The 20,691-nt window shown below is 68.4% G+C and carries 21 protein-coding genes; 14 read left to right on the top strand and 7 right to left on the bottom strand.

Going from position 1 to position 20,691, the window contains the following annotated elements:
* Positions 1 to 15 precede the first annotated feature (15 nt).
* Entirely contained in the window at positions 16 to 483 is a 468-nt protein-coding gene (locus QMG73_RS42660; protein ID WP_281905363.1) for a ribose-5-phosphate isomerase, read from the top strand.
* A gap of 197 nt (positions 484 to 680) precedes the next feature.
* On the opposite strand, the gene QMG73_RS42655 is transcribed toward QMG73_RS42660, so the two are convergent.
* Together QMG73_RS42655 and QMG73_RS42650 are read right to left on the bottom strand one after the other, a co-directional pair.
* The gene (locus tag QMG73_RS42655) at positions 681 to 983 is read right to left on the bottom strand and encodes a hypothetical protein (protein ID WP_281905361.1); all 303 of its coding nucleotides are present in this window, start codon (positions 981 to 983) and stop codon (positions 681 to 683) included.
* Positions 984 to 1,076: 93 nt separating this feature from the next.
* Entirely contained in the window at positions 1,077 to 2,300 is a 1,224-nt protein-coding gene (locus tag QMG73_RS42650) for a GNAT family N-acetyltransferase (protein ID WP_281905359.1), read from the bottom strand.
* Between the two features lie 83 nt (positions 2,301 to 2,383).
* On the opposite strand from QMG73_RS42650, the gene QMG73_RS42645 reads away from it, so the two are divergent.
* Both QMG73_RS42645 and QMG73_RS46540 read left to right on the top strand, forming a co-directional pair.
* Positions 2,384 to 2,911, top strand: coding sequence for a hypothetical protein (locus tag QMG73_RS42645; protein WP_281905357.1), 528 nt, complete (start codon positions 2,384 to 2,386; stop codon positions 2,909 to 2,911).
* On the top strand, positions 2,869 to 3,018 hold the full coding sequence (locus tag QMG73_RS46540; RefSeq protein WP_407676937.1) for a DUF6886 family protein: 150 nt from the start codon (positions 2,869 to 2,871) through the stop codon (positions 3,016 to 3,018). The genes QMG73_RS42645 and QMG73_RS46540 overlap by 43 nt, the downstream gene beginning before the upstream one ends.
* A 12-nt stretch (positions 3,019 to 3,030) precedes the next feature.
* Here QMG73_RS46540 and QMG73_RS42640 read toward each other — a convergent pair whose 3' ends face one another.
* Both QMG73_RS42640 and QMG73_RS42635 read right to left on the bottom strand, forming a co-directional pair.
* On the bottom strand, positions 3,031 to 3,465 hold the full coding sequence (locus tag QMG73_RS42640; protein WP_281905354.1) for a hypothetical protein: 435 nt from the start codon (positions 3,463 to 3,465) through the stop codon (positions 3,031 to 3,033).
* Between the two features lie 9 nt (positions 3,466 to 3,474).
* Positions 3,475 to 3,948 (bottom strand): hypothetical protein, encoded by a 474-nt coding sequence (locus QMG73_RS42635; RefSeq protein WP_281905352.1) that lies wholly within the window; start codon positions 3,946 to 3,948, stop codon positions 3,475 to 3,477.
* Between QMG73_RS42635 and QMG73_RS46535 the strand changes: the two genes are divergently transcribed.
* The 9 genes from QMG73_RS46535 (at position 3,842) to QMG73_RS42595 (ending at position 12,962) form a co-directional block, all read left to right on the top strand.
* A complete protein-coding gene (locus tag QMG73_RS46535) occupies positions 3,842 to 4,111 on the top strand; it encodes a DUF6886 family protein (protein WP_407676936.1) in 270 nt (89 codons plus the stop codon). The two genes, QMG73_RS42635 and QMG73_RS46535, sit on opposite strands and share 107 nt — an antisense overlap.
* Positions 4,112 to 4,270: 159 nt before the next feature.
* Positions 4,271 to 5,605, top strand: a complete 1,335-nt coding sequence (locus QMG73_RS42630; RefSeq protein ID WP_407676938.1) for a cytochrome P450 — start codon at positions 4,271 to 4,273, stop codon at positions 5,603 to 5,605.
* Between the two features lie 9 nt (positions 5,606 to 5,614).
* On the top strand, positions 5,615 to 6,502 hold the full coding sequence (locus QMG73_RS42625; protein WP_281905349.1) for a terpene synthase family protein: 888 nt from the start codon (positions 5,615 to 5,617) through the stop codon (positions 6,500 to 6,502).
* 121 nt (positions 6,503 to 6,623) lie between these two features.
* Positions 6,624 to 8,282 (top strand): prenyltransferase/squalene oxidase repeat-containing protein, encoded by a 1,659-nt coding sequence (locus QMG73_RS42620; RefSeq protein ID WP_281905346.1) that lies wholly within the window; start codon positions 6,624 to 6,626, stop codon positions 8,280 to 8,282.
* A gap of 73 nt (positions 8,283 to 8,355) precedes the next feature.
* A complete protein-coding gene (locus tag QMG73_RS42615) occupies positions 8,356 to 10,782 on the top strand; it encodes a sensor histidine kinase (RefSeq protein ID WP_281905345.1) in 2,427 nt (808 codons plus the stop codon).
* Positions 10,783 to 10,796: 14 nt separating this feature from the next.
* On the top strand, positions 10,797 to 11,219 hold the full coding sequence (locus QMG73_RS42610; RefSeq protein WP_281905343.1) for a roadblock/LC7 domain-containing protein: 423 nt from the start codon (positions 10,797 to 10,799) through the stop codon (positions 11,217 to 11,219).
* A gap of 6 nt (positions 11,220 to 11,225) precedes the next feature.
* The gene (locus QMG73_RS42605; RefSeq protein WP_281905341.1) at positions 11,226 to 11,612 is read left to right on the top strand and encodes a DUF742 domain-containing protein; all 387 of its coding nucleotides are present in this window, start codon (positions 11,226 to 11,228) and stop codon (positions 11,610 to 11,612) included.
* The gene (locus QMG73_RS42600) at positions 11,593 to 12,186 is read left to right on the top strand and encodes a GTP-binding protein (protein ID WP_281905339.1); all 594 of its coding nucleotides are present in this window, start codon (positions 11,593 to 11,595) and stop codon (positions 12,184 to 12,186) included. Before QMG73_RS42605 ends, QMG73_RS42600 begins: the two co-directional genes overlap by 20 nt.
* Positions 12,187 to 12,302: 116 nt before the next feature.
* Complete coding sequence (locus QMG73_RS42595; RefSeq protein ID WP_281905336.1) at positions 12,303 to 12,962, top strand: MOSC domain-containing protein; 660 nt, start codon at positions 12,303 to 12,305, stop codon at positions 12,960 to 12,962.
* Here QMG73_RS42595 and QMG73_RS42590 read toward each other — a convergent pair.
* Positions 12,950 to 13,516, bottom strand: a complete 567-nt coding sequence (locus QMG73_RS42590) for a pyridoxamine 5'-phosphate oxidase family protein (protein ID WP_281905372.1) — start codon at positions 13,514 to 13,516, stop codon at positions 12,950 to 12,952. The two genes, QMG73_RS42595 and QMG73_RS42590, sit on opposite strands and share 13 nt — an antisense overlap.
* Positions 13,517 to 13,666: 150 nt before the next feature.
* Between QMG73_RS42590 and QMG73_RS42585 the strand changes: the two genes are divergently transcribed.
* Positions 13,667 to 14,686, top strand: coding sequence for a LacI family DNA-binding transcriptional regulator (locus QMG73_RS42585; RefSeq protein WP_281905335.1), 1,020 nt, complete (start codon positions 13,667 to 13,669; stop codon positions 14,684 to 14,686).
* 54 nt (positions 14,687 to 14,740) lie between these two features.
* Here QMG73_RS42585 and QMG73_RS42580 read toward each other — a convergent pair whose 3' ends face one another.
* The gene (locus QMG73_RS42580; protein WP_281905332.1) at positions 14,741 to 16,102 is read right to left on the bottom strand and encodes an endo-1,4-beta-xylanase; all 1,362 of its coding nucleotides are present in this window, start codon (positions 16,100 to 16,102) and stop codon (positions 14,741 to 14,743) included.
* 11 nt (positions 16,103 to 16,113) lie between these two features.
* Positions 16,114 to 19,146: an endo-1,4-beta-xylanase gene (locus QMG73_RS42575; protein WP_281905330.1), complete on the bottom strand. Its 3,033-nt coding sequence runs from the start codon at positions 19,144 to 19,146 to the stop codon at positions 16,114 to 16,116.
* Between the two features lie 394 nt (positions 19,147 to 19,540).
* Between QMG73_RS42575 and QMG73_RS42570 the strand changes: the two genes are divergently transcribed.
* Positions 19,541 to 20,691: family 43 glycosylhydrolase (locus tag QMG73_RS42570; RefSeq protein WP_281905328.1), on the top strand; the 1,151-nt coding region annotated here is incomplete at its 3' end.

The following is a 20,691-nucleotide window of genomic DNA, read 5'->3' as shown; positions in this document are numbered from 1 at the left end:
TGACACACTGCCCTCATGCGCGTCTACCTGGGAGCCGACCACGCCGGCTACGAGCTGAAGGTGCACCTGGTCAACTACTTGGCCAAGCAGGGCTACGAGGTGGTCGACGTCGGGCCGCGCGAGTTCGACCCCGACGACGACTACCCGGCGTTCTGCCTGCACGCCGGTGCTGGTGTGGTCGGCAACCCGGGCAGTCTGGGTGTGGTGATCGGCGGCTCCGGCAACGGTGAGCAGATCGCCGCCAACAAGGTGGCCGGCGTCCGGGCCGCGCTGGCGTGGAACCTGGAGGTCGCCCACCTGGCCCGCGAGCACAACGACGCCAACGTGGTGGCGATCGGGGCCAGGCAGCACACGATCGACGAGGCGACCGCGATGGTCGAGGCGTTCCTGACCACCGAGTTCTCCGGCAACGAGCGGCACGCGCGGCGGATCGAGCAGGTCGGCGAGTACGAGAAGACCCGGGAGCTGCCCCCGCTGCCTTAGGTGGCCCTAGACGATCTACATCAAGATATGCCGGGCTACCGCGACGTCCGCGGCGGTCCAGATCCGTTGCTCCCGCGGCCTCACTCTGCGCGGCTACACAACCCGCCCGGACGTAGCAGCAAATCCCTGATGTTGCTGCCTCCGGGCGCGCTTGACCCGACAAAATCAGGGATTTTGTCGGGAGTAGATCGTCTAGGTCAGCGGGGTGGCACCCAGTTGCGGCGGACGATCACCAAGCGCTCCTCGGCCTCGGCCAGGTCTGCGTCGGTGGGGCGGGCGGCGTCGCGGGCGCGCAGCGCGGCGCTGGTGCCGACCTGGGACGACCCGGATCCCACCAGCCCTCGCAGCCCGCGCTCGGCCTCCCGTTCCTCGGGAACCACCCGCGCGGGCGCCGGAGCCGCCACCGGTGCGTCAGGCTCAGCGATCTCCGCGGTCGTGGCGGTGGGCGCGTCTCCACCGTCTCGCCGCAACCGTCGCCGCCGCCGCTCGATCTCCGCCATCCTGCGACCGTACCAACCCCCACACCACGCCCCCTCCACCGTGATCAGGGCGTCCCTGAAGTCGCCCTAACGACTTCAGGGACGCCCTGATCACTAGAAGACCTCGGGGCTCACGGGGGCGCGGTGCCAGCCGAAGGCCACGCTCGCGGAGGCCAGGGCGCCAGCGGTCAGCTCGCGGACGTGGCCGGCGGCGGCCAGCGCCGTCAGCGTCGTGCCGCCCAGGTACGCGGCGCCCAGGTCGCGGATGTCGCAGGCCAGGTCGGCCGGGTCCTCGGTGCGGGTACAGGTCGCGGGGCGGTCCGGCGTGGCGGTGAGGCGCCAGCGGCCGGCGTTCTCCGGCAGCAGCTCGTCGGTCACCTCGAAGACCACGTCGACCGGGGCGACGTACCGCCGGGCGGCCAGCGCCCCGCCGATGTCGACCACGCGCACCCACAGGCTGTCAGAGAACCGCGTGTTGAGCCGCCGCGGGTCGCTGGCCAGGTGCAGCAGCGGCTCGTCGACCGCCGCGTGCCCGTAGTGGACCGAGCGGGTCAGGTCGATGCCGAAGAGGAAGCGCCACAGCGCCAGGTACGCGTCGAGGTTGGCGGCGGTCACCTCGCGCACGTGTACCTCGCCGTTCGGGTTGCTGTTGCCGGTCCACGAGCCGCGGGTGCGCCACAGCGCGTACCCGTCGACCCCGCCGATGCCCTCGTGCACCACCGCGCGCAGCTCGGTGTTGCCGCCCCGGTGCCATGCCGTGTCGCCGAGCACGTACGCCCAGGTCGACTCGGGGCGGCTGGACCAGCCGGGCCGGTCGGCGCGCACCTGGTCGTACACCTTGACCAGCTCGGGCCGCAGCGCGGCCGGTGTGCCGGCGCGGAGCCTGGCCGGCGATGTGGCCGCCGGCAGCCGGACCTCGGCGGACTCGACGGCCATCTCCAGCCGGTACGCCGCGAGGCCGTAGCCGAAGCGCCCGTAGATCCGGCTCTCGCTGGCCCACAGCACCGCGATCGGCTCGGTCACGTCGCGCAGTTGCTGGCGCATCATCCGGTTGAGCAGGCCGCGGCGCCGATGCGTCGGCGCGACCCCGACCATCGTCACGTGCGCGGCGGGCACCACGTTTCCGGGTACCGCCATGTCGCGGGTGAAGGCGGCGGCATGGCCGACGATCGTGTCACCGTCGGTGGTGACCAGCGCCCGTTCCGGTTCCCAGATGGCGCGGTCCAGGTCGCTGGCCTCTTGGTCGTGGGTGCTGTGGAACGCCGCGAACAGCAGAGACGAGATCGTGTCCCAGTCGTCGGGGGTGCCAACGCGCATCGGTAGTTCAATCTCACTCATCCGTTCTGTGTAGTCCATATGCCAAGGGTCGGCGACTGGTTTCACGGGTAGCTACAGTCGGGAGGAAGGGGGAGGAGCCAGAAGTGACGGACCAGACGCAGCCGTGGGCCGAGCGCACGGTCGACATGCCGCCGCAAACCGTGGAGATGCGCCCGCAGCCACACCCGTACCAGCGGGGTGTCGCGCAGGTCACGCCCCGAAAGAGCGAGCCTGTCGCCCCGCACGAGCCCACCGGCACCGGCTGGCCCGAGCCGGAGCCTTACACGCGGCAGGGCTTCGACGCGCGGCAGCTCAAGCGCGGCGGCGAATGGAGCGTGCTCGGCGGTCTCTGGGCCTTCGTCTGCTGGGGCATCTGGGCCATCTCGTCGCGTGGTGACCTGTTCGGACCGGTGATCACGTTCGTGCTGACGCTGTGCGTCGCGGTCGGCCTCTTCGCGCTGACCCGCACGGTCGGCCGCCTGGTGCTGGAGCGGCAGCTGGGCCGGGTGCGCCGCAGCGCCCGCGGCGCCCACCTGCTCACCGGCCTGTTCCTGGCCGGCGTGGGCATCGCCTACCTGCGCCAGACCGAGTGGGTCATGGACGCCTGGAACTGGGTCCGAGGGCTGTTCTAAGGCGTGGCCGGGTTCTTGACAATCTGTGGCCGTTCTGGGAGTGCGTGATCATCAGCACGCTCGGTTTCAGTGGAATTCGCCTGCGTAACGCGAGGCCACGTCGCTGACGCTGCGGTCATTCAGCGGCGACGTCTCCTCAGCTGCGTCGCACTGTCGGCCAGTTCCTCGGCCACCTTCCCCATCTTCGGGGCCTCGCCGCCGTCACCGCAACACGGTGGCTTGGTGCGCTTGACGGAATCCGGCGGTTGGAACCCCACCATCCGGTACAGCTCGGTATAGACGTCGATGCCGGGATCGCCATCGTCATGAGGGCCGACCAGCAGTAGCCATGCTCGATCGCTGCGCTCGAACGCAACAACCGCTCGTAGCGAGCCACCCAGGTGCTTCACGCACAGGTGCGCCAGCGGGTCATCTCCGGTCAGCCGGTAGCCGAGCGCCGCGCACCCTCGTGATTCAAGCTCTTTGACGAAGGCGGCGAGCTGCTTCATCTGCGCGGTGCGCAACTGGTCGATCTGCTGCTCTGCGCGCGGCGTGGTCACTACCTCAGTAGGCACCCGGTCAGGTTAGGGCAGTGCGCGGCGTTCCAACTCCCCTGAGGTAAGGGGCCGACCCTCGCCATTGCGCATCTGTTCCAGGCTTTCCTGGAGGTCCTCCCGCTCTAGAACGGACCGGTCGGACAGTCGGTGCCAGACTGCTTCGAGCAGGTTGCGTTCGCGGCCAGCAGCGCGCAGTCGATGGATCAGGTGCATCACCTCGTGTACACGGTGAGGATCCAGGAGCGACGGCTTGGCTGCTTGCTCAGCGGTGATGAGTACGCCTTCCCTGGTCCAGGTGCGCACCGTGGGTTCACTGAGCTGCAGCAGGTGAGCGGCGATGCTCGGCCTGACAGGGCCGATATCGGTGAGCAGGGCCCAGATGATTCTGTGAAGCGTGGCCTTCCGGCCGTCACTCTCGTCGAAGGTGCCGGCGACCTCCTCGAGCGCTTCGACGCGTTCAAGCGCCTTCTTGATACGACGTTCCTCGGCTGCGACGCTCACGACCACCTCCTGCTTTCGAGTATGGGCCACTTTTCGACAAGTGGCTAGGGTTGACGGTCAGTTGCGTGTTCTTGACAATCTGTGGCCGTTCTGGGAGTGCGTGATCATCAGCACGCTCGGTTTCAGCGGAATTCGCCTGCGTAACGCGAGGCCGCGTCGCTGACGGGTTCGCATCTCTCAATGTGCAAATTGTCTGTTGTTGGACCTGCCGATCAATCAGCTTGGGGGTGCAGCGCGAATTGATCGCGGTGGGTGACAGTTGATGTTCACAGAGTGAACAAGGGGGCATACTGTCATGTCTCTCTCGCGCCGACCTCGTCGGATACCGCTTCATCGCAGCGTCGCCCGCCTCGTCAAAGACCCCCTCCGGGCGTTCGAGCAGTTCGGTATCGAGGCTGCGGGTGAAGTCGTCCGAGTGGACTTAGGCTGGTTCCGCCCACACTTGTTGACTCACCCGGACCACGTCCAGCATGTGCTCCGCGACAACACCGCAAACTACGTGCGCGACGGACAGGGCATGTTCTGGCGGCCCATCCGTCGCCTGCTCGGTGACGGCATCCTTTCCGACGGGCCTATCTGGCAGGCGAGTCGCCGTAACTTGCAGCCGCTCTTCTCCGCGAAACATGTCGACTCGCTTGTCGACCGGATGGCCGACGTGCTCGCCTCGGCGGTCGCGGAACTCGAGCAGCGAGTGGTCCCCGGCCAGCCGGTGGACGCGGGTGTGGAGATGAGCCGCATCGTGTACCTGACGATGATCAAGCTCTTCTTCGAAGACCGGATCTCGCCCGAGCAGGCCGACCGCCTCGTCCCGGCGCTCGACGCCATCGCGACTTCGATCACGTTCCGGCTGCTGGTGCCGTTCGTGCCCAACTACGTTCCGATGCCGGGCGACCGGACCTTCCGGCGGGCCGTGCGCACCATCGACGAGATCATCTTCCCGATTGTCCGCGAAGTGCGCAGCGCTCCGGGAAGCGGCGACGACATCATCTCGACGCTGTGGCAAGCACGCGGCGACAGCGGCGAGCCGCTGACCGAGCAGCAGGTGCGCGACGATGTCGTCGCGATGTTCGGCGCGGCGACCGAGACCACGTCCGTGGTGCTCACGTGGCTATGGCCGTTGCTCGATGCGCATCCGGAGATGGCGGCCAGGCTGTACGGCGAGGTGGCGGCGGTGGTCGGCGACGGCCGGGTGCGGCGCGAACACGTGCCGCGCCTGCGATACACCCGCATGGTCCTCGACGAACTGTTGCGTCTCTATCCGGCGGGTTGGCTGTTCCCGCGTACCGCCGTGGCGACAGACGCCATCGGTGGTGTGCGGATCAAGGCCGGCAGCACGGTTCTCATCAGCCCATTCCTCACCCACCGCATGCCCGCGTTCTGGGAGCGGCCGCTGGAGTTCGACCCGGAGCGGTTCGCTCCAGAGAGTGCGGTGCATCGTCACCGGTATGCGTACTTCCCCTTTGGCGGCGGACCACACCAGTGCATAGGAAGGCATGTCTTCGCCGCGGAAGCGCCGTTGATCGTTGCAAGCATCCTGAGCCGGTTCCGGCCGCACGTGACCAGCGGGCAGCCGCGGCCGCAGGCCGCCGCCTCGCTCCGCACCGGCGCGCCGGTGCTGATGACACTGTCGCCCGCCGAACGTCGCATGGCCGCATAGGGGCCGGGCGTGCCGTCCGACAATGACCTCCGTGACTTGCTGGCGCCCATGGAGAGCGGGCGGATCTGTGCGATCGCGGGCCAGACACAACGCCAGATGCGGGCCTGGGCGGCCGCCTACCCCAGCCTGTACTCGGCGAAGGCGTTCGATCCGGCGCTCTACAGCACCCTGGCCCTCGCCACCGCCTTCAGTGGCCCTTGGCTCTCCGCCGACCAGCAGCGGACGGCCAACCGGGTGACTCTGTGGTGCTTCGGTCTCGACTGGCTCGTCGACTACGTCGCGACCACACCCGGCGAGGCGCGCGAAATCGCCGACCGGTGCCTGGCGGTCGCTGGCGGAGAGGCGCCACCGGAGGGCGACGAGCTCACCGCCTTCCTGGCGGACATCCGCGACGAACTGGCGGCGGCCGAGGCGCACGGCGTTCTGGGTGAGGTGTGGCGTGACGAACTGCGCCGGATGCTCGCCGCGATGGTCCGCGAATGCGAGTGGAAGGCCGGTTTGGCTGCCGCCCCGACGTTCGACGAGTACCTCGGCAACGCGGACAACCTGGGGTTCTCGTTCGTGTTCGCGGCGCAGTGGCTGGCCACGAGCCCGGTGCCGGCACCCGATGAGGTCGCCGCGACGCGCCTGGCGAGCTGGGCGGTTCAGCGAGTGATCCGGCTTTTGAACGACCTGGCTACGTATGAGCGGGATGTGAGCTGGGGCGATCTCAACGCGCTGATGCTCGGCGTCGACCGGACGGAGGTCGGCGAGCGGGTGACCGCTCTCGCCGGCGCGGCACGCGATCTCATCCAGCCCCTGCGCGGTGGCCAGCCGCGGGTCGCCGGCTATCTGGAGCGGCAGATGGAGTTCTGCATGGGGTTCTACGGCGTAACCGATTACTGGGGCAGCTTGTGACCGAGCTAGCTGGCGCTCGCCTCCGCTCGCGCGGGTCATGCGCCCCGAAGCCTCCCTGTAGCCGCCAGTCTCTCCGGTCGCTGCGCTCCCTCCGTTTTGTGGCGGCTGCGGGAGGCGGCGCATGACCGAGGACGGTGTCGACGTCGAGGCAGCCGCCCGCGAACTCGTCATCGACCTCATGGTGGAGCCGCGTGGCCGGGTGTCGCCGTCGGTGTACGAGACCGGCCGGGTCGTTACCCACGCGCCCTGGCTGGTCGGGCACGCGGCGCGCATGCGGTACCTGACCGCGGCGCAACGCTCGGACGGTGGCTGGGGCGGGCCCGACGGGTACGCGCTGGCGCCGACCCTGAGCGCCGTCGAAGCGTTGCTGGCGACGCTGCGCCGGTACGACGCCGGGGCCGAGCGGGTGGTGCCGGCGGACCGGCTGCTCAAAGCCGCCGACCGAGGGCTCGTCATGCTGGCCGACCGCGCATGGGGCAGGGGTGCGCTGTCCACTCCGGACATGCCTGCGGTCGACCTGATCGTCCCGGCGCTGACCACCGCTGTAAACAGTGACCTTGAGCGGCTGGCGGTCGAGCCGATCGAAGGGCTCGACCAGTGGGCGGGCCGCCGGCTCGCGCTTCCGTCCGGAATGGATCATCGGCGGCTCGACGGCGTGCGGGCGATGCTGCGCAGCGGGGCGCAGGTGCCCACGAAGCTGCTGCACGCGCTGGAGGTGGTCGCCGACCTGGCGGCCGAGGCGCCGGGGATCAGCCCGCTGCCTTTCGGCACCATAGGCGCCTCGCCGGCCGCCACCGCCGCCTGGCTGGGCACTGTGGAGCCGCCCAACCCGTACGACCCCGCCCGCCGGTACCTGGAAGGGGTCGCCCGACAGCAACGGGGTCCGGTGCCCTGCGCCGCCCCCATCACCGTCTTCGAGCGGGCGTGGGCGTTGGGGTGGCTCGCGCAGGTGGGCGTGCCGATGACCGTGCCCGACGCGCTGCTGCTCAGCTTGCATGCGGCCGTACGCCCCGGTGGCACACCGGCCGGCCCCGGGCTGCCGTCCGATGCGGACACCACGTCGATGGCGCTCTACACGCTGGGACTGCTGGGTGTGCGGTACGAGCCGCACAGCCTGTGGGCGTACGAGACGGACAGCCATTTCTGCACGTGGCAGGGCGAAGACGGGGAATCGGCCACGGTCAACGCGCACGTCCTGGAGGCGTTCGGCCAGCACGTCGCGATGAGTGGCGGGGAAGCCGGCCAGCGCTACGTGCCCGTGATGGGCAAGGTGACCCACTGGCTGTGCGAGCGGCAGTTGTCCGACGGCCGCTGGCTCGACCGGTGGCACGCGTCGCCGTACTACGCGACCGCCTCCTGCGCGCTTGCGCTGGACCGTTTCGGCATGGGAAGGACCGCTGTCGCAGCGGTCGACCGGGCCGTCGAATGGGTGCTGGCCACCCAGCGCTCCGATGGATCATGGGGGTGGCGGAACGGTACGGCAGAGGAGACCGCGTATGCCATGCGAATATTGCTTACCCGTTTCACCGACGTTGTCGATCATGCGGTAAGCCGCGCCTATTCGTATCTGCGTCGGTCCATTCGCGGGCGCCCCAGCAGCCGGTTGGCCGATCCGCCACAGTGGCACGACAAGGATCTCTATTTACCGGTACTTATCGTCCGGTCGGCCGTGCTCGCGGCGCTTTACCAGGCGCAACACCGTCTGGGCGGGGATGCTGTGCGAAAAATGTCCGATGTGGACAACGACGAAGGCTTGAGAGGCGCTAGCGCACGTTGCTAATGTGCGCGGGGTTGTCGAAAGCCCGCCCTTCACCCTCGTTGGGACCGATGCGATGAGATTCCGCAGCTCAAACGTGCGGACCAAGATCGTTGCACTACTGCTGTCGCTGTTTGCGCTGTGGGTGTTCGCCGCGTACGTGACGCTGCGCGAGGGGTTGAACCTGCTCTCGGTGAGCACACTCGACAGTGGCATTTCTCAGCCAAGTGAGCCGCTCCTGCTCGAGCTCCAGCAGGAACGCCGGCTGTCCCTTGTCTACCTCGCGAAGCCCAACCAGCGACAGCGAGACGAGCTGGCCGCCCAGCGTGGTCGCACGGACGCGGCGCGAGCCGAGTTCAAGAAACTAGCGAGCGGCACCGCGGTCAAGGCGACGGCGAGTTCGGAGCTGGAGCGGCGCATCGATGAGGCATTCGCTCAGCTCGACCGGCTAGAGCCGGCTCGGCAAGCCGTCGACCGTGGCAGCGCGGATCGAAGCACGGCCGCCAGCACGTTCACGGATGCCATCGCATCACTCGACCAGATGTACGACGCGATGGCGACGCTGGACGACAAGGATCTCGCCAGGGACGTTCGTAACCTCATCCAGATGGTCCGCGCCCGCGAGCTGCTCTCGCAGCAGGACGCCCTGGTCGCTGGCGCGCTGGTGGCAGGCAAGTTCACCGTCACCGAACACGACCGGTTCACGCAGCTGGTGGGCGCACAGCGATTCGTCTCCGAGCGGGCCGCCGTCGACCTGTCAGAGGCAGACCAAGCCCGATACACCGAAATGGTGGACGGTCCGGCGTTCGGCACCCTGCGGAGTTTCGAGGATCGCCTGATCCGTGACGGCGGATCCGGCAAGTCGCTACCGGTCACGGCAGCCGAGTGGGATGCCGCCCTCAAGCAGGCGTTGGAGCAGTATCAGGGCATCATCCTGGCCGGCGGTGACGACGTGGTCGGACGGGCGACACCGGTCGCCATCGGCGTGGTCGTCCGGCTGGTACTCGCCGGTGGTCTCGGTCTGCTCGCCCTCATCGCGTCGATCGTCATGTCGATCACCACGGCCCGTGCGATCCTCGCGCAGCTCGAGCGCCTCAGGACGGCGGCTTCCGACCTCGCCAACAAGCGACTGCCCGGCGTCGTCGAACGGCTGCGGCAGGGCGAAAAGGTCGACGTCGCGGCCGAGGCGCCGCCGCTCACCTTCGGCAGCGACGAGATCGGGCAGGTCGGCCAGGCGATCAACGCGGTGCAGGAGACCGCGATCCGGGTCGCCGTCGAGCAGGCGGAGCTGCGTAACGGCGTCCGCGACCTGTTCCTCGGCCTCGCGCGCCGCAACCAGGCCCTCGTACACCGGCAGCTCACCGTGCTCGACGAGATCGAGCGGCGCGAAAACGACCCGCAGGAACTGGCCGAACTGTTCAAGGTGGACCACCTGGCCACCCGCATGCGGCGCAACGCGGAAAACCTGATCGTGCTCTCCGGTTCGGTGCCGGGCCGCCGGTGGCGCAACCCGGTGCCGTTCGTCGACGTGGTGCGCGGCGCGGTCGCCGAGGTCGAGGACTACACCCGCGTTTCGGTACTGCCGATCGACTCCGCGTCGCTCGCCGGCCGGGCGGTCAGCGACGTCATCCACCTGCTCGCCGAGCTGATCGAGAACGCGGCCTCGTTCTCCCCGCCGTACACGATGGTCAACGTCGGCGGGCAGAAGGTCGCGAACGGGTTCGTGGTGGAGATCGAAGACCGCGGGCTCGGCATGAAGGACGAGGAGTTGGTATCGGCCAACGAACTCGTACGCAATCCGCCCGACTTCAACCTGTCGAGCACGGCACGCCTCGGTCTCTTCGTGGTCGGCCGGCTCGCCGAGCGGCACAACATCGACGTCAAGTTGCGCCGGTCCCCGTACGGCGGCACGACCGCGATCGTCCTGATCCCGAGCACGCTCGTGGTCAGCGAGCAGGAGGCCGGCGCGCCCCCCATGATCGCCGAGCCGGTGCCGTCGTCGCCGCCGGCGCCGATACCGGTGGGTGCGGGCAAGCGCGACGAGGCCGAGACGCAGTCGCTGCCCGTGGTCGAGAAGCGGCCCGAGCTCGACCGGCGTCCCCGGACGTACCAGCCGTTGCGAGCCGCCCCGCCTCCAGCCGACCAGATAGAGGCGCCGCCGCGCGGGCCGCTGCCGGTGCCGTCCCAGCCCGCGCAGCCTGCCGCTCCGCAGTCCACCCAGCCGCCCGCGCCGCCCGTGGAAGAGGCGCCCAAGCTGACGCCGTCCGGGCTGCCGTGGCGGGTGCGTCAGGCAAGCCTCGCCGCGCCGCTGCGCGAGGAACCGCAGGCGGCGCAGGACTCGTCCGAAGGGCTCGGCCGCAGTCCTGACGAGACCCGCGACATGATGGCGTCCTACCAGGCCGCCACCAGGCGTGGGCGCGAAGCTGCCCGGCGGTTGAGTGTGGCGCCCTCGGAGGACGAGACCGCTGGCGCGTCGCCGGCGGAGCCACCGACCTCCGCCGGGCCGGAAACTCCTGAACGGTAGAAAGAGGACAATAAGTGGCGCAGACCACAAGTTCCGCCAGCGACCTGGCGTGGTTGCTGGACGATCTGGTCGATCGGGTCGCAGAGGTCAAGCAGGCGGTCGTCCTGTCGGCCGACGGCTTGCTGATCGCGGCGTCACGGGGGCTCAGCAGAGAGGACGCGGACCACCTGGCCGCGGTGGCTTCCGGGTTCCAGAGCCTGGCGAGAGGTGCCGGGCGGCAGTTTCGCGGCGGCAACGTGCGCCAGACCATCATCGAGATGGACACGATGTTCCTCTTCGTGACCGCTGCCGGGCAGCGCGCCAACCTCGCGGTGATCGGCTCCGAGGACGCCGACGTGGGCCTCGTGGCCTACGAGATGGCCATGCTCGTTACCCGGGTGGGCCAGTACCTGACCACGCCAACGCGATCGAGCGTCATACAGACCGACGGCAGGTGATCCCGCATGGCTTCCGCTGAAGACCGAAACGAAGACGTCTGGCATGACGAAGATGCCGGGCCGGTGGTGCGTCCGTACGCGATGACCCGCGGGCGGACGCAGCCGGCACGCGGCGAGTTCGACCTGATCTCGCTCGTGGTGGCGACCCGGTCGATCCCGTCCGTGGCGGCGGGCCTTCAGCCGGAGCACGTCACGATCATGAGGCTCTGCCAGCGCCCGCTCTCGGTGGCCGAGGTCGCCGCCCATCTCAACCTGCCCCTGGGCATTGTCCGTGTACTTCTAGGCGACCTGCTCGACAAGGGCTACATCCTGGCGCGCGAGCCGCAGCCAGCCTCGCACATGCCCCCCGAGCGCATCTTCAAGGCGGTGATCAATGGGCTCCGGTCCCTCTGACGTGTCGAGCGGCGCGGCGTTGCCGATGGCGATCAAGGTGTTGATCGCGGGTGGCTTCGGCGTGGGCAAGACGACGCTGGTCGGCGCCGTCAGCGAGATCCGCCCGATGCGCACCGAGGAGATCATCACCGAGGCCAGCGTCGGTGTCGACGATGTGTCGGGCGTCGAGGCGAAGACCACCACCACGGTCGCCATGGACTTCGGCCGCATCACGATCAACGACGAGGTCGTGCTGTACCTGTTCGGCACGCCCGGGCAGGACCGCTTCTGGTTCGTGTGGGACGAGCTGTCGATGGGCGCCGTGGGCGCCGTGGTACTCGCCGACACCCGGCGCCTGGCCGCGAGTTTCCCGTCGATCGACTACTTCGAGCGCCGGGGCACGCCGTTCATCGTGGCTGTCAACTGCTTCGACGACGCGCCGCGGTACTCGGCCGACGACGTCAAACTGGCGCTCAACCTCGACCCCGACGTGCCGCTCATGCTGTGCGACGCCCGCCTGCCCACATCGGGGCGTGAGGTTCTCATCACACTCATGGAGCACGCGATGAAAAAGGCCGAACCGGCCTTGAGCTGAGAGCCTCAGCAGGCATAAGGAAGCCGGCGTCCACGGGGGAAGACGCCGGCTCCACCACAAGCATACGGGTGAATACGCGTTCGCGCGCGCCCGCCGGGTGCACATAGGCTCGGCGGGTGGCTGAAGTGCTCTCCGTCAACCTCGCGGTCCCGCGTCCCAACCCCGCCAAGGGCGTCGGCGTCACCGGCATCGACAAGCACCCGGTGGTGGGCAAGGTGCGGGTCAGCGTTCCGGGTGTCAGGAAGGGGCCGAGCGGCCTCGCTGGCGACGCGATCTATGACACCGTTCACCACGGCGGCGACGATCAGGCCGTGTACGCGTACGCCCGCGAGGACCTCGACCGCTGGGCGGCTGAGCTGGGGCGCGAGCTGCGCGGCGGCGTCTTCGGCGAAAACCTCACCACGCGTGGTGTCGACGTGACGGGCGCGCTGATCGGGGAGCGGTGGCGGATCGGCGAGGAGGTTGTCCTGGAGGTTGCCGACCCGCGCATACCGTGCGGCACGTTCGCGCGCTGGATGGCCGACCAGGGGTGGATCAAGCGGTTCACCGCGCGCGCCGTGCCCGGCGCGTACCTGCGGGTGATCACGCCGGGGGAGATCCAGGCCGGTGACCCGATCACGGTGGTGAGCCGGCCCGATCACGACGTGACCATCGGGATCACGTTCCGGGCGCTGACCACCGAGCCGGGTCTGCTGCCGCGGCTGGTGGCCGCCGACGCCCTGCCCGACTCGGTCAAGGCCAAGGTGAGGCGCCGGGTCGAGGGTCAGCCGGCGTAGAGCTTCTTCAGGTACTCTGGGCCGTAGTACCGCTCCAACTCCTCGATCGAGGTGCCCGCAGGCTGCATGGTGTGGGAGAGCTTGGCCTGGGAGGGCAGCGCCTCCGGCTTCCAGGTCTCTGGCTTCCAGAGCTCAGACCGCAGAAACGCCTTCGAGCAGTGGAAGAAGATCTCGTCGATGTCGACGACAAGGGCGAGCCGCGGCCGGTGCCCCTTGACGGTCATCTGGTCGAAGAAGTCCGCGTCGCGGATCAGCCGGGCGCGCCCGTTGATGCGCAGCGTGTCACCACGGCCCGGCACCAGGTAGATCAGGCCGACGTGCGGGTTGGCGAGCACGTTGCGAAACCCGTCGACCCGGCGGTTGCCCGGCCGGTCGGGGATCGCGATGGTGGTGTCGTCGAGTACGAGCGTGAATCCGGGCGGGTCGCCCTTGGGCGAGACGTCGCAGCTGCCGTCGGCGCCCGCGGTCGCGATCAAGCAGAACGGTGACAGCGCCAACCACTCACGGTCGTGCTCGTGCAGGCTCGGGCGCTCCTTGTTGGCAGCCCTCGGCATCACTTCGCCGACAAGTTCGCGCAGCTCCGCGTCGCTCGTAATCTCGATCACGAGCCCACCCTACGCGAGCACCGCCGCGTGATCTTCCGAGAAAAAGGGCCGGCGCTCCGGGGCGACCGAGCTTGCGCGATGATTCCATAGACTGCCGTCATGGATGGGTCGGACGAGGGCAGCGCCCGACCGTTGACGATCGCGGCGGTCGCGAAGGCGGCGGGCGTCTCGGTCCCTACGGTGTCGCGCGTGCTCAACGGCGAGGCCGATGTATCGGCGGAAACCCGCGCGCGCATCGAGGCGGTCATCCGCGCCGGCGGATACCGGCGGCAGGAGCGCGACTATCACGCGAGCCTGATCGAGCTGGTCTTTCACGAACTGATCGGGCCCTGGGCGATCCCGACGATCCGCGGGGTCGAACAGGTCGCGACCGACCACGAGATGTCGGTCGTACTGTCGGAGTTACGCGGCCGGCACAGCCCCCGGGACGACTGGGTCCAGCACGTGCTGGCCCGCCGTCCAGCCGGCGTGATTTCGGTGTTCTGCCAGCTCAGCGCCGCGCAGCGGCGGCAGCTCGGCGCCCGCAACATCGCGGTCGTGGTCATCGACCCGACCGAGCGGCCGGCCGCGGCGACGCCCGCGGTCGCCGCCGCGAACAGGCAGGGCGGCGCGACCGCGACCGACCACCTGCTCGCACTCGGGCATCGCCGCATCGCGATGATCAACGGTCCGGCGCGGATCTGGTGCTGCCAGGAACGCGAGGCCGGGTTCCGGGACGCGATGGCGGCGGCCGGTGTGGCGATCGACCCGCACCTGGTCCGATACGGCAACCTGCACGTCGACGAGGGACAGCGGATCGGCGCCGAGCTGCTGGCCCTGCCGGAGCCGCCGACGGCCATCTTCGCCGGCAACGACCTGCAGGCGATGGGGGTCTACCAGGCGGCGCGGGCGGCACGGGTGCGGATACCCGAAGACCTCAGCGTGGTCGGCTTCGACGACGTGCCGGTGGCTGGCTGGATGGGGCCGGCCCTGACCACCGTGCGGCAGCCGCTGACCGACATGGGTGTGGCCGCCGCCGGCATGCTGTTGACGCTGGCAGGCGGTGCCGCTCCGGTGCCGCCGCGCGTGGAACTACCAACCACGCTGGTACTCCGCGGCAGCACCACACCCTTACCGTGATCAGGGCGTCCCTCAAGTTGCTCTAACGACCTGGGGACGCCCTGATCTTGGCGGTTACGCGCAGGTGATGCTTGCCGGCACGGGGTTCGAGCCGGTCCAGGAGCCCAGGAAGCCGAACGACGTCGTGCCGTTCGCCGGGATCGTGCCGTTGTAGGCGGCGTTCCGGACCGTGACGTTCGCGCCGCTGCTCGACACCACGCCGTTCCACACGTTGGTGACGGTCTGGCCGGCGCCGAACGCCCAGCGCACCGCCCAGGCGCTCATGGCGGACGTGCCGGTGTTGCGTACCGTCACGTCCGCCTGGAACCCGCCGGTCCACTGGCTGACGATCCGGTACGTGGCAGTGCACCCACCGTTTCCGGTAGGAGGCGGTGTGGTCGGCGTCGTGGTGCCGGCCAGCGCGTCGTGTATCGCTGTGTACGCGGGCTTCTTGTTGAGGTTCTCGTCATACGGCAGCGCCGCACCCTGGCCCGGAAAGACCGAGGGAATCCACGAGTACTTGTCGGTGTAGTCCCAGACCGTGATGCCGACGCAACGGGTCACCGCGAGGCAGGCGTTGACCACCGCCCGGTAGTCGTTTGCCTGCTGAGTGTCCTTTGTGGTGTCGCGGGGCAGGTTCATCCTGATGTCCAGCTCCGTGATGGCCACGTCGACGCCGAGTGCGGCGAAGCGCTGGATGTTCTGCTGCATCGAGCTGGGCACCTGCCCGAGGATCAGGTGTGCCTGCATGCCGACACCGTCGATCGGTACGCCCTGCGCCTTGAACTGCTGCACCATGGCGTACACGGCGTCGCTCTTCGCGCCGATGCCCTCGATGTTGTAGTCGTTGTAGTACAGCTTGGCCGTCGGGTCGGCTGCCCGCGCGGCGCGGAACGCCTCAGCGATGTAACTGTCGCCGATGTTTCGCTGGAACACCGACTGCCGCCGTGTCCCGTTCTCCTCGAACGCCTCGTTGACCACGTCCCAGTGGATGACCTGACCCTGGAAATGGCCGGCGACATTGGTGACGTGGTTTCGCATGACACCGAGCAGTTGGCTCGCCGGAACGCTGTCGACCCAACCCGGATACTGGCTGTGCCAGACCAGGGTGTGTCCCCGCACCGACTGGTTGTTCGACCGCGCGAGGCTCACGACGGTGTCGGCTTGGCCGTAGCTGAACTGGCCCTGCTGCGGCTCGGTGAACTGCCACTTCATCGTGTTGCCGGGCGTGATCTGGTTGAACTCGCTGCTCAGGATCGACACGTACGGCGCGTCGGTCAGCTCCGGGTTGTCCGTCGCCGAGCCGAAGTACTTGCCGCGCGCCGCGGCGTGCTGTCCGAGCGTCGCCGAGGCGCTGGCAATGTTCGGTACCGCGATCGCGGCACCGAGCGCGAGGGACGCCACCGCGCCGATGGTGAGTGCTGCACGGGCTCTCATGGGAAGTCCTTTCAGCGAACCAGCTGGGCGACGCCCCAGCGGGACGTGTCCACGTAGGAGCGACCAGTGGGGTCGTGCCAGGTGGCGGCGGCGGTGCGCGTGCCGCCCGTGGCGTCGTTGACCTGAAGGTCGAAGCCGACCAGGCTGCCCTTGCTCAGGGTCACGGTGTCGAGCTCGATGGCCGCCTCGACGACGTACCCGCCGGGCACCGTCCGCGTGGCGCTGCTCAGGTTGCCGGCGATCGCGTACCCGCCGAAGTTGCTGGTCAGCGTCTGCTTGTTGGTGAAGCTGATCCGGTACTGGCCGTCGTCGTCGTTGTATCCGGTGTTCTTCGAGTTGTCGGGATCCACGAAGATCTCGATGGAGTCCTGCTCCCAGGTGTTGGGGCTGGACTCGTCGAGCACCGGGTCGGTGACGGTGGCGAAGACGTACAGGTGCCGGTCGTCCCACAGCAGCTTGGCCGTGGCGGTCGCGCCGCCCGTGCCCGACACCCGCACGTTCGTGGTGATCTGGCGGGCGCGGGACCAGGCCGCCTCCGCCACGCCGTCGACCGTTGGCGTGCCCTGCCGGACGTCCACGGTGGACACGGCGGGCAGCAGGGTCGCCTCGCCGGGCAGCCACTGCGCCTGCGCTCCCGTGGCGGCGTCGCCTATCACAATGCCGACCGGAATCTTGGCGCCAACAGCCACAGTGGACTTCAACGGAATCCCGGCTTCCACGCGGTATCCGCCAGCGATCGCCTTGGTGTTCGCGCCACCGCGCTGGATCCGGTGCCGGACACCGTTTACGTAGACGTCGACCGTGTCTTTCTTGTTGACCGTCGAGTCAGCGACCTCGGCGAGCACGTAGAGCGTGCACGAGTCCCAGGCGAGCTGGAACGTGGCGCCCAACCCGCTCGCGGAGTTCACGTCGACCGCCGTACCCGCCAGCAGATCCCACGACAGGTCACGCTTGCCGTCCACTGTGGGCTTCGCGGCCGCCACGCTTACCTTGCGGGTCACGGCGGGTATGCGGGACGGGTCGACCATCCCCCAGTACGCGGGCTTCGCCTGCAGGTCGTCGTCGAACGCCAGCGGCCAGTCGTTGCGCGGGAAGGGGAAGGTGTCCAACCACGTGCCGTCGTCGCTGGTGCCCCAGATGGTGACCGAGTTGAGCGTGCCACGGTACCGCCGGAACAGGTCGAACAGGTCGCGGTAGCGCAGCCCCTGCAACGCGAGCGTCTCCTCCGAAACCGACGTGTACGACTCGACGAAGTTGGTGTAGATGCTGATGTCCAACTCGGTGACCTGCTGCTCCACGCCCAGCGTGGCGAACTGCTGGAAGGTCTTCTCGATCTCGGCGATCCGCTGCCGCTCAATGTTCATGTGCAGCTGGTGGCCGACGCCGTCGATCGGCACGCCCTCGGCACGCAGTTGCTTGACCACGTTGAAGAGCGCGACGCGCTTGCGCGGGTACTCGGTGTTGTAGTCGTTGATGTAGAGCTTCGCGTCCGGCGCCACCTCGCGGGCCACCCGGAACGCGGTGCGCAGGTAGTCAAGGCCGGCGATCTCGAACCACCGGCTGCGGCGCAGCCCGTCCGCCTGGCCCTCGTCGATGACCTCGTTGGCCACGTCCCACGCGCTGATCTTCCCGGTGTACCGGCCGGCGACCGCCCGGATGTGACTGTCGATCCGGGAAAGCAGCAGCGCCTTGTCTTCCGCGCTGTCGGTCAGCGGGGTGCCGTCGGGGCGCTCGAACACCCACGCGGGCGTCTGCTGGTGCCAGATGAGCGTGTGTCCGCGTACCGTCGCGCCGTTGGCCTCCGCGGTGGCCACCACGATGTCGGCGTCGGCGAAGTTGAACTGGCCTTCCTGAGGCTCGGTCGCGTCCCACTTCATCGTGTTGCCGGGCGTGAGCGAGTTGAAGTGTTTCGCGATCAGCTTGCCCTTTTCGCTGAAGCGGTCATTGGGCGAGAACGCGGTGCCGAGGAGGAAATCGTCGGCGTAGACATCCTTCAGAGACGGGATGTCTGTCTGAATTGGCTTCGGCGCCAGATACTTCATCTCGAAGTCGTCGAGGTAGAACGAGGCGGCGCCGCTGGTGCTTTCCAGATACAGGGTGAGGAACTCGACCTCGTGGGCCAGCGTGTAGTTGACGGAGATCTGCCGCCAGCCGTCGGCCGTTACGCCATCGGCGCCGGCGAGCTGCTGGTACGTCGGCGTGCCACCGGTGCGCCGTTCGAGGCTGAGTCGCAGGTTGGTGGGGGACTGGCCGGGGGCCAGCTTCACCCACACCGAGAACGCGTACTTCTTACCCAGGCCCATCCGGCCCAGCATGTTGTATGCCGGCCCGGTCCAGGTCTGGGTGCGGCCGCTCGTCAGCAGGCTGCGGGTGCCGCCGTGCGCGTCGGCGTCGGTCACGGCGACCGTCTCGGAGCCGATGCGCGCTGCCCAACCCTGCGTCGTACCCGCCTCGAAGTCACTGGTCACGCCGGCCTCATCCGGCGGTCCGCCGGGCGGGCCCTCGATCATCGTCACGGTGACGTCGTCGATCAGGAAGGACGCGGTGGCGTCCGCGCTCTCCAGGTAGAGCTGGAGCTCCGACACCTCGCCGCTGTACCGGTACTCGCCGCGTAGCAGGACCCAGCCGTCGGCCGATACCGTCGCGCCGGTCACCCGCTCGAACGCCGTGGAACCGCCGGCGGGCGTGCGCTGCACGGTCATCTGCACGGAGGCCGCCGCCGCGCCGGGCGCCATCCGCGCGTACGCCTCGACGACGTAGGTCGCGTCTGCCAGCAGGACGCCGCGTACGTCGCGTCCGGGGCCCTGCCACGTGGCCGTGCGGTTGGTGGTGGCGAGGCTCTGGGCGCCGCCGTGCGCGTCGGCGGTGGTGGCGGCGATCGCCGCGGACCCGCGGGCGAACCAGCCCTGCGCGGTCCCGTCTTCGAACGTGGAGGAGAGGACCACCTCCGGTGCCGCGGCGGCGGCCATCGGGGCGACGGCGACCGCGGACGCCGCGAGGCCGAGCAAGCCGGCGGCGGCAACGAGAATCCTGCGGTGTCTCATGTATCCGGCCTTTCGCGACCAAAAGTTTCGGCGCTGATCCCGATAATTCGGGGTAGTGTGGCGCACGCTACGGCCCCATGAACAGGCGGTCAAGAGCGCGTTCCCGCGCTGAGAGCGTTTCGAGAACTTTCCGGTACTCAGCTTCGTCGTATCGCCCGTTGTTGATCCCTCGACGGATATGGTAGCGCTCCCACCGTGCTGTACGGCCATCTCGTGTGGCGGTACAGTGCTGATGACGTCATTGCTGGTGATAGATGGCGTCCTTCGCCGGGCATTCACCGCCATCAACCCCAACCTGGGAGTGTGTCGAATGCCCCGCGGTACCCCCACGCGCCTGCGGCGCCTCGCCCTCGCCATGCCACCCGTCGTGGTGGCAGCCCTCCTACCGGTACTGGTGGCCGCCACCCCGGCGGCCGCCGAGGTCACCTTCAGCACCACCGCGATCAACCAGTCCGCCAACCTCTGCGCCGAGGTGCCGGGCGGCGCGTCCACCAGCGCCCTCGTGCTCACACAGGCCGCCTGCGGCGCCGGCACGCGCCAAACGTTCACGTTCACACCGGTCGCCGGTGTGGCCAACACCTACAACATCCATACGCTGACCAGCGGCAGCTGCGTCGACATCTTCGGAGCGTCCACAGCGGACAATGCGACGGTCATCCAGTACGCCTGCCACAGCAACAACAACCAGCGGTTCCGGCTCCAGGCCGTGACCATCAGCGGGCAGACCAACACGTTCAACGTGGTCGCCGTGCACTCCAGCAAATGCATCGGGTACGCCAGCGACAACCGGCTCGTACAGCTACCGTGCTCGACGGCGACGGCGCGCGTGTGGCGCCTGCCCGGCTACACGAACGGCACGGGCACGCGCACGTTTACGAATCCGCTGAAGGTGCGTGGCCCGGATCCGTGGTTGCAGTATTACGACGGGTTCTACTATCTTGCGACGACGACGTGGAACAACACGATCACGATGCGGAAGTCGCGGACGTTGGGTGGGTTGGCGTCGGCTGCGGATACGTTGTTGTTTACGTTGACGCGTCCGAATGGTGCGGGCACGATGTGGGCGCCGGAGTTCCATTTGTTGGATGGTCCGTCTGGTCGGCGGTGGTATTTCTACTACACGGCGGGGCGTGAGCCGTTCGATCTGGGTACGCAGCGGATTCATGTGTTGGAGTCGGCGGGGTTGGATCCGATGGGTCCGTACAGTTTCAAGGCTGACATGTTGGATCCGACGGCGGATAACACGTGGGAGTTGGATCCGGGGATCTTGCAGTTGAACGGGAACCTGTATTTGTTGGGGACGTTCTACAACGGGTCGCAGCCGATGTTCATCCGGCCGTTGTCGAATCCGTGGACGGCGTCGGGGACGCGGCGGACGTTGACGACGCCGACGTTGTCGTGGGAGACGGTGGGTGGTGCGGTTGCTGAGGGCGGTGAGGTGTTGCAGCGTAATGGGCGCACGTTCATCGTGTACTCGGCTTCGCATTGTTCGACGCCGGATTACAAGTTGGGGATGTTGGAGTATGTGAGTGGGGATCCGTTGAA

This window comes from Phytohabitans aurantiacus, from assembly GCF_027923225.1.
GTDB classification, from domain to species: Bacteria; Actinomycetota; Actinomycetes; order Mycobacteriales; family Micromonosporaceae; genus Phytohabitans; species Phytohabitans aurantiacus.
This window is presented reverse-complemented; position numbering and strand designations above follow the sequence as displayed.

Excerpts from the sequence above, each read along its gene's own strand:
- QMG73_RS42660 (WP_281905363.1), top strand. The coding sequence starts at position 16 with ATGCGCGTCTACCTGGGAGCCGACCACGCCGGCTACGAGCTGAAGGTG.
- QMG73_RS42655 (WP_281905361.1), bottom strand. The coding sequence starts at position 983 with ATGGCGGAGATCGAGCGGCGGCGGCGACGGTTGCGGCGAGACGGTGGA.
- QMG73_RS42650 (WP_281905359.1), bottom strand. The coding sequence starts at position 2,300 with ATGAGTGAGATTGAACTACCGATGCGCGTTGGCACCCCCGACGACTGG.
- QMG73_RS42620 (WP_281905346.1), top strand. The coding sequence starts at position 6,624 with ATGACCGAGGACGGTGTCGACGTCGAGGCAGCCGCCCGCGAACTCGTC.
- QMG73_RS42605 (WP_281905341.1), top strand. The coding sequence starts at position 11,226 with ATGGCTTCCGCTGAAGACCGAAACGAAGACGTCTGGCATGACGAAGAT.
- QMG73_RS42600 (WP_281905339.1), top strand. The coding sequence starts at position 11,593 with ATGGGCTCCGGTCCCTCTGACGTGTCGAGCGGCGCGGCGTTGCCGATG.
- QMG73_RS42590 (WP_281905372.1), bottom strand. The coding sequence starts at position 13,516 with ATGCCGAGGGCTGCCAACAAGGAGCGCCCGAGCCTGCACGAGCACGAC.
- QMG73_RS42585 (WP_281905335.1), top strand. The coding sequence starts at position 13,667 with ATGGATGGGTCGGACGAGGGCAGCGCCCGACCGTTGACGATCGCGGCG.
- QMG73_RS42580 (WP_281905332.1), bottom strand. The coding sequence starts at position 16,102 with ATGAGAGCCCGTGCAGCACTCACCATCGGCGCGGTGGCGTCCCTCGCG.
- QMG73_RS42575 (WP_281905330.1), bottom strand. The coding sequence starts at position 19,146 with ATGAGACACCGCAGGATTCTCGTTGCCGCCGCCGGCTTGCTCGGCCTC.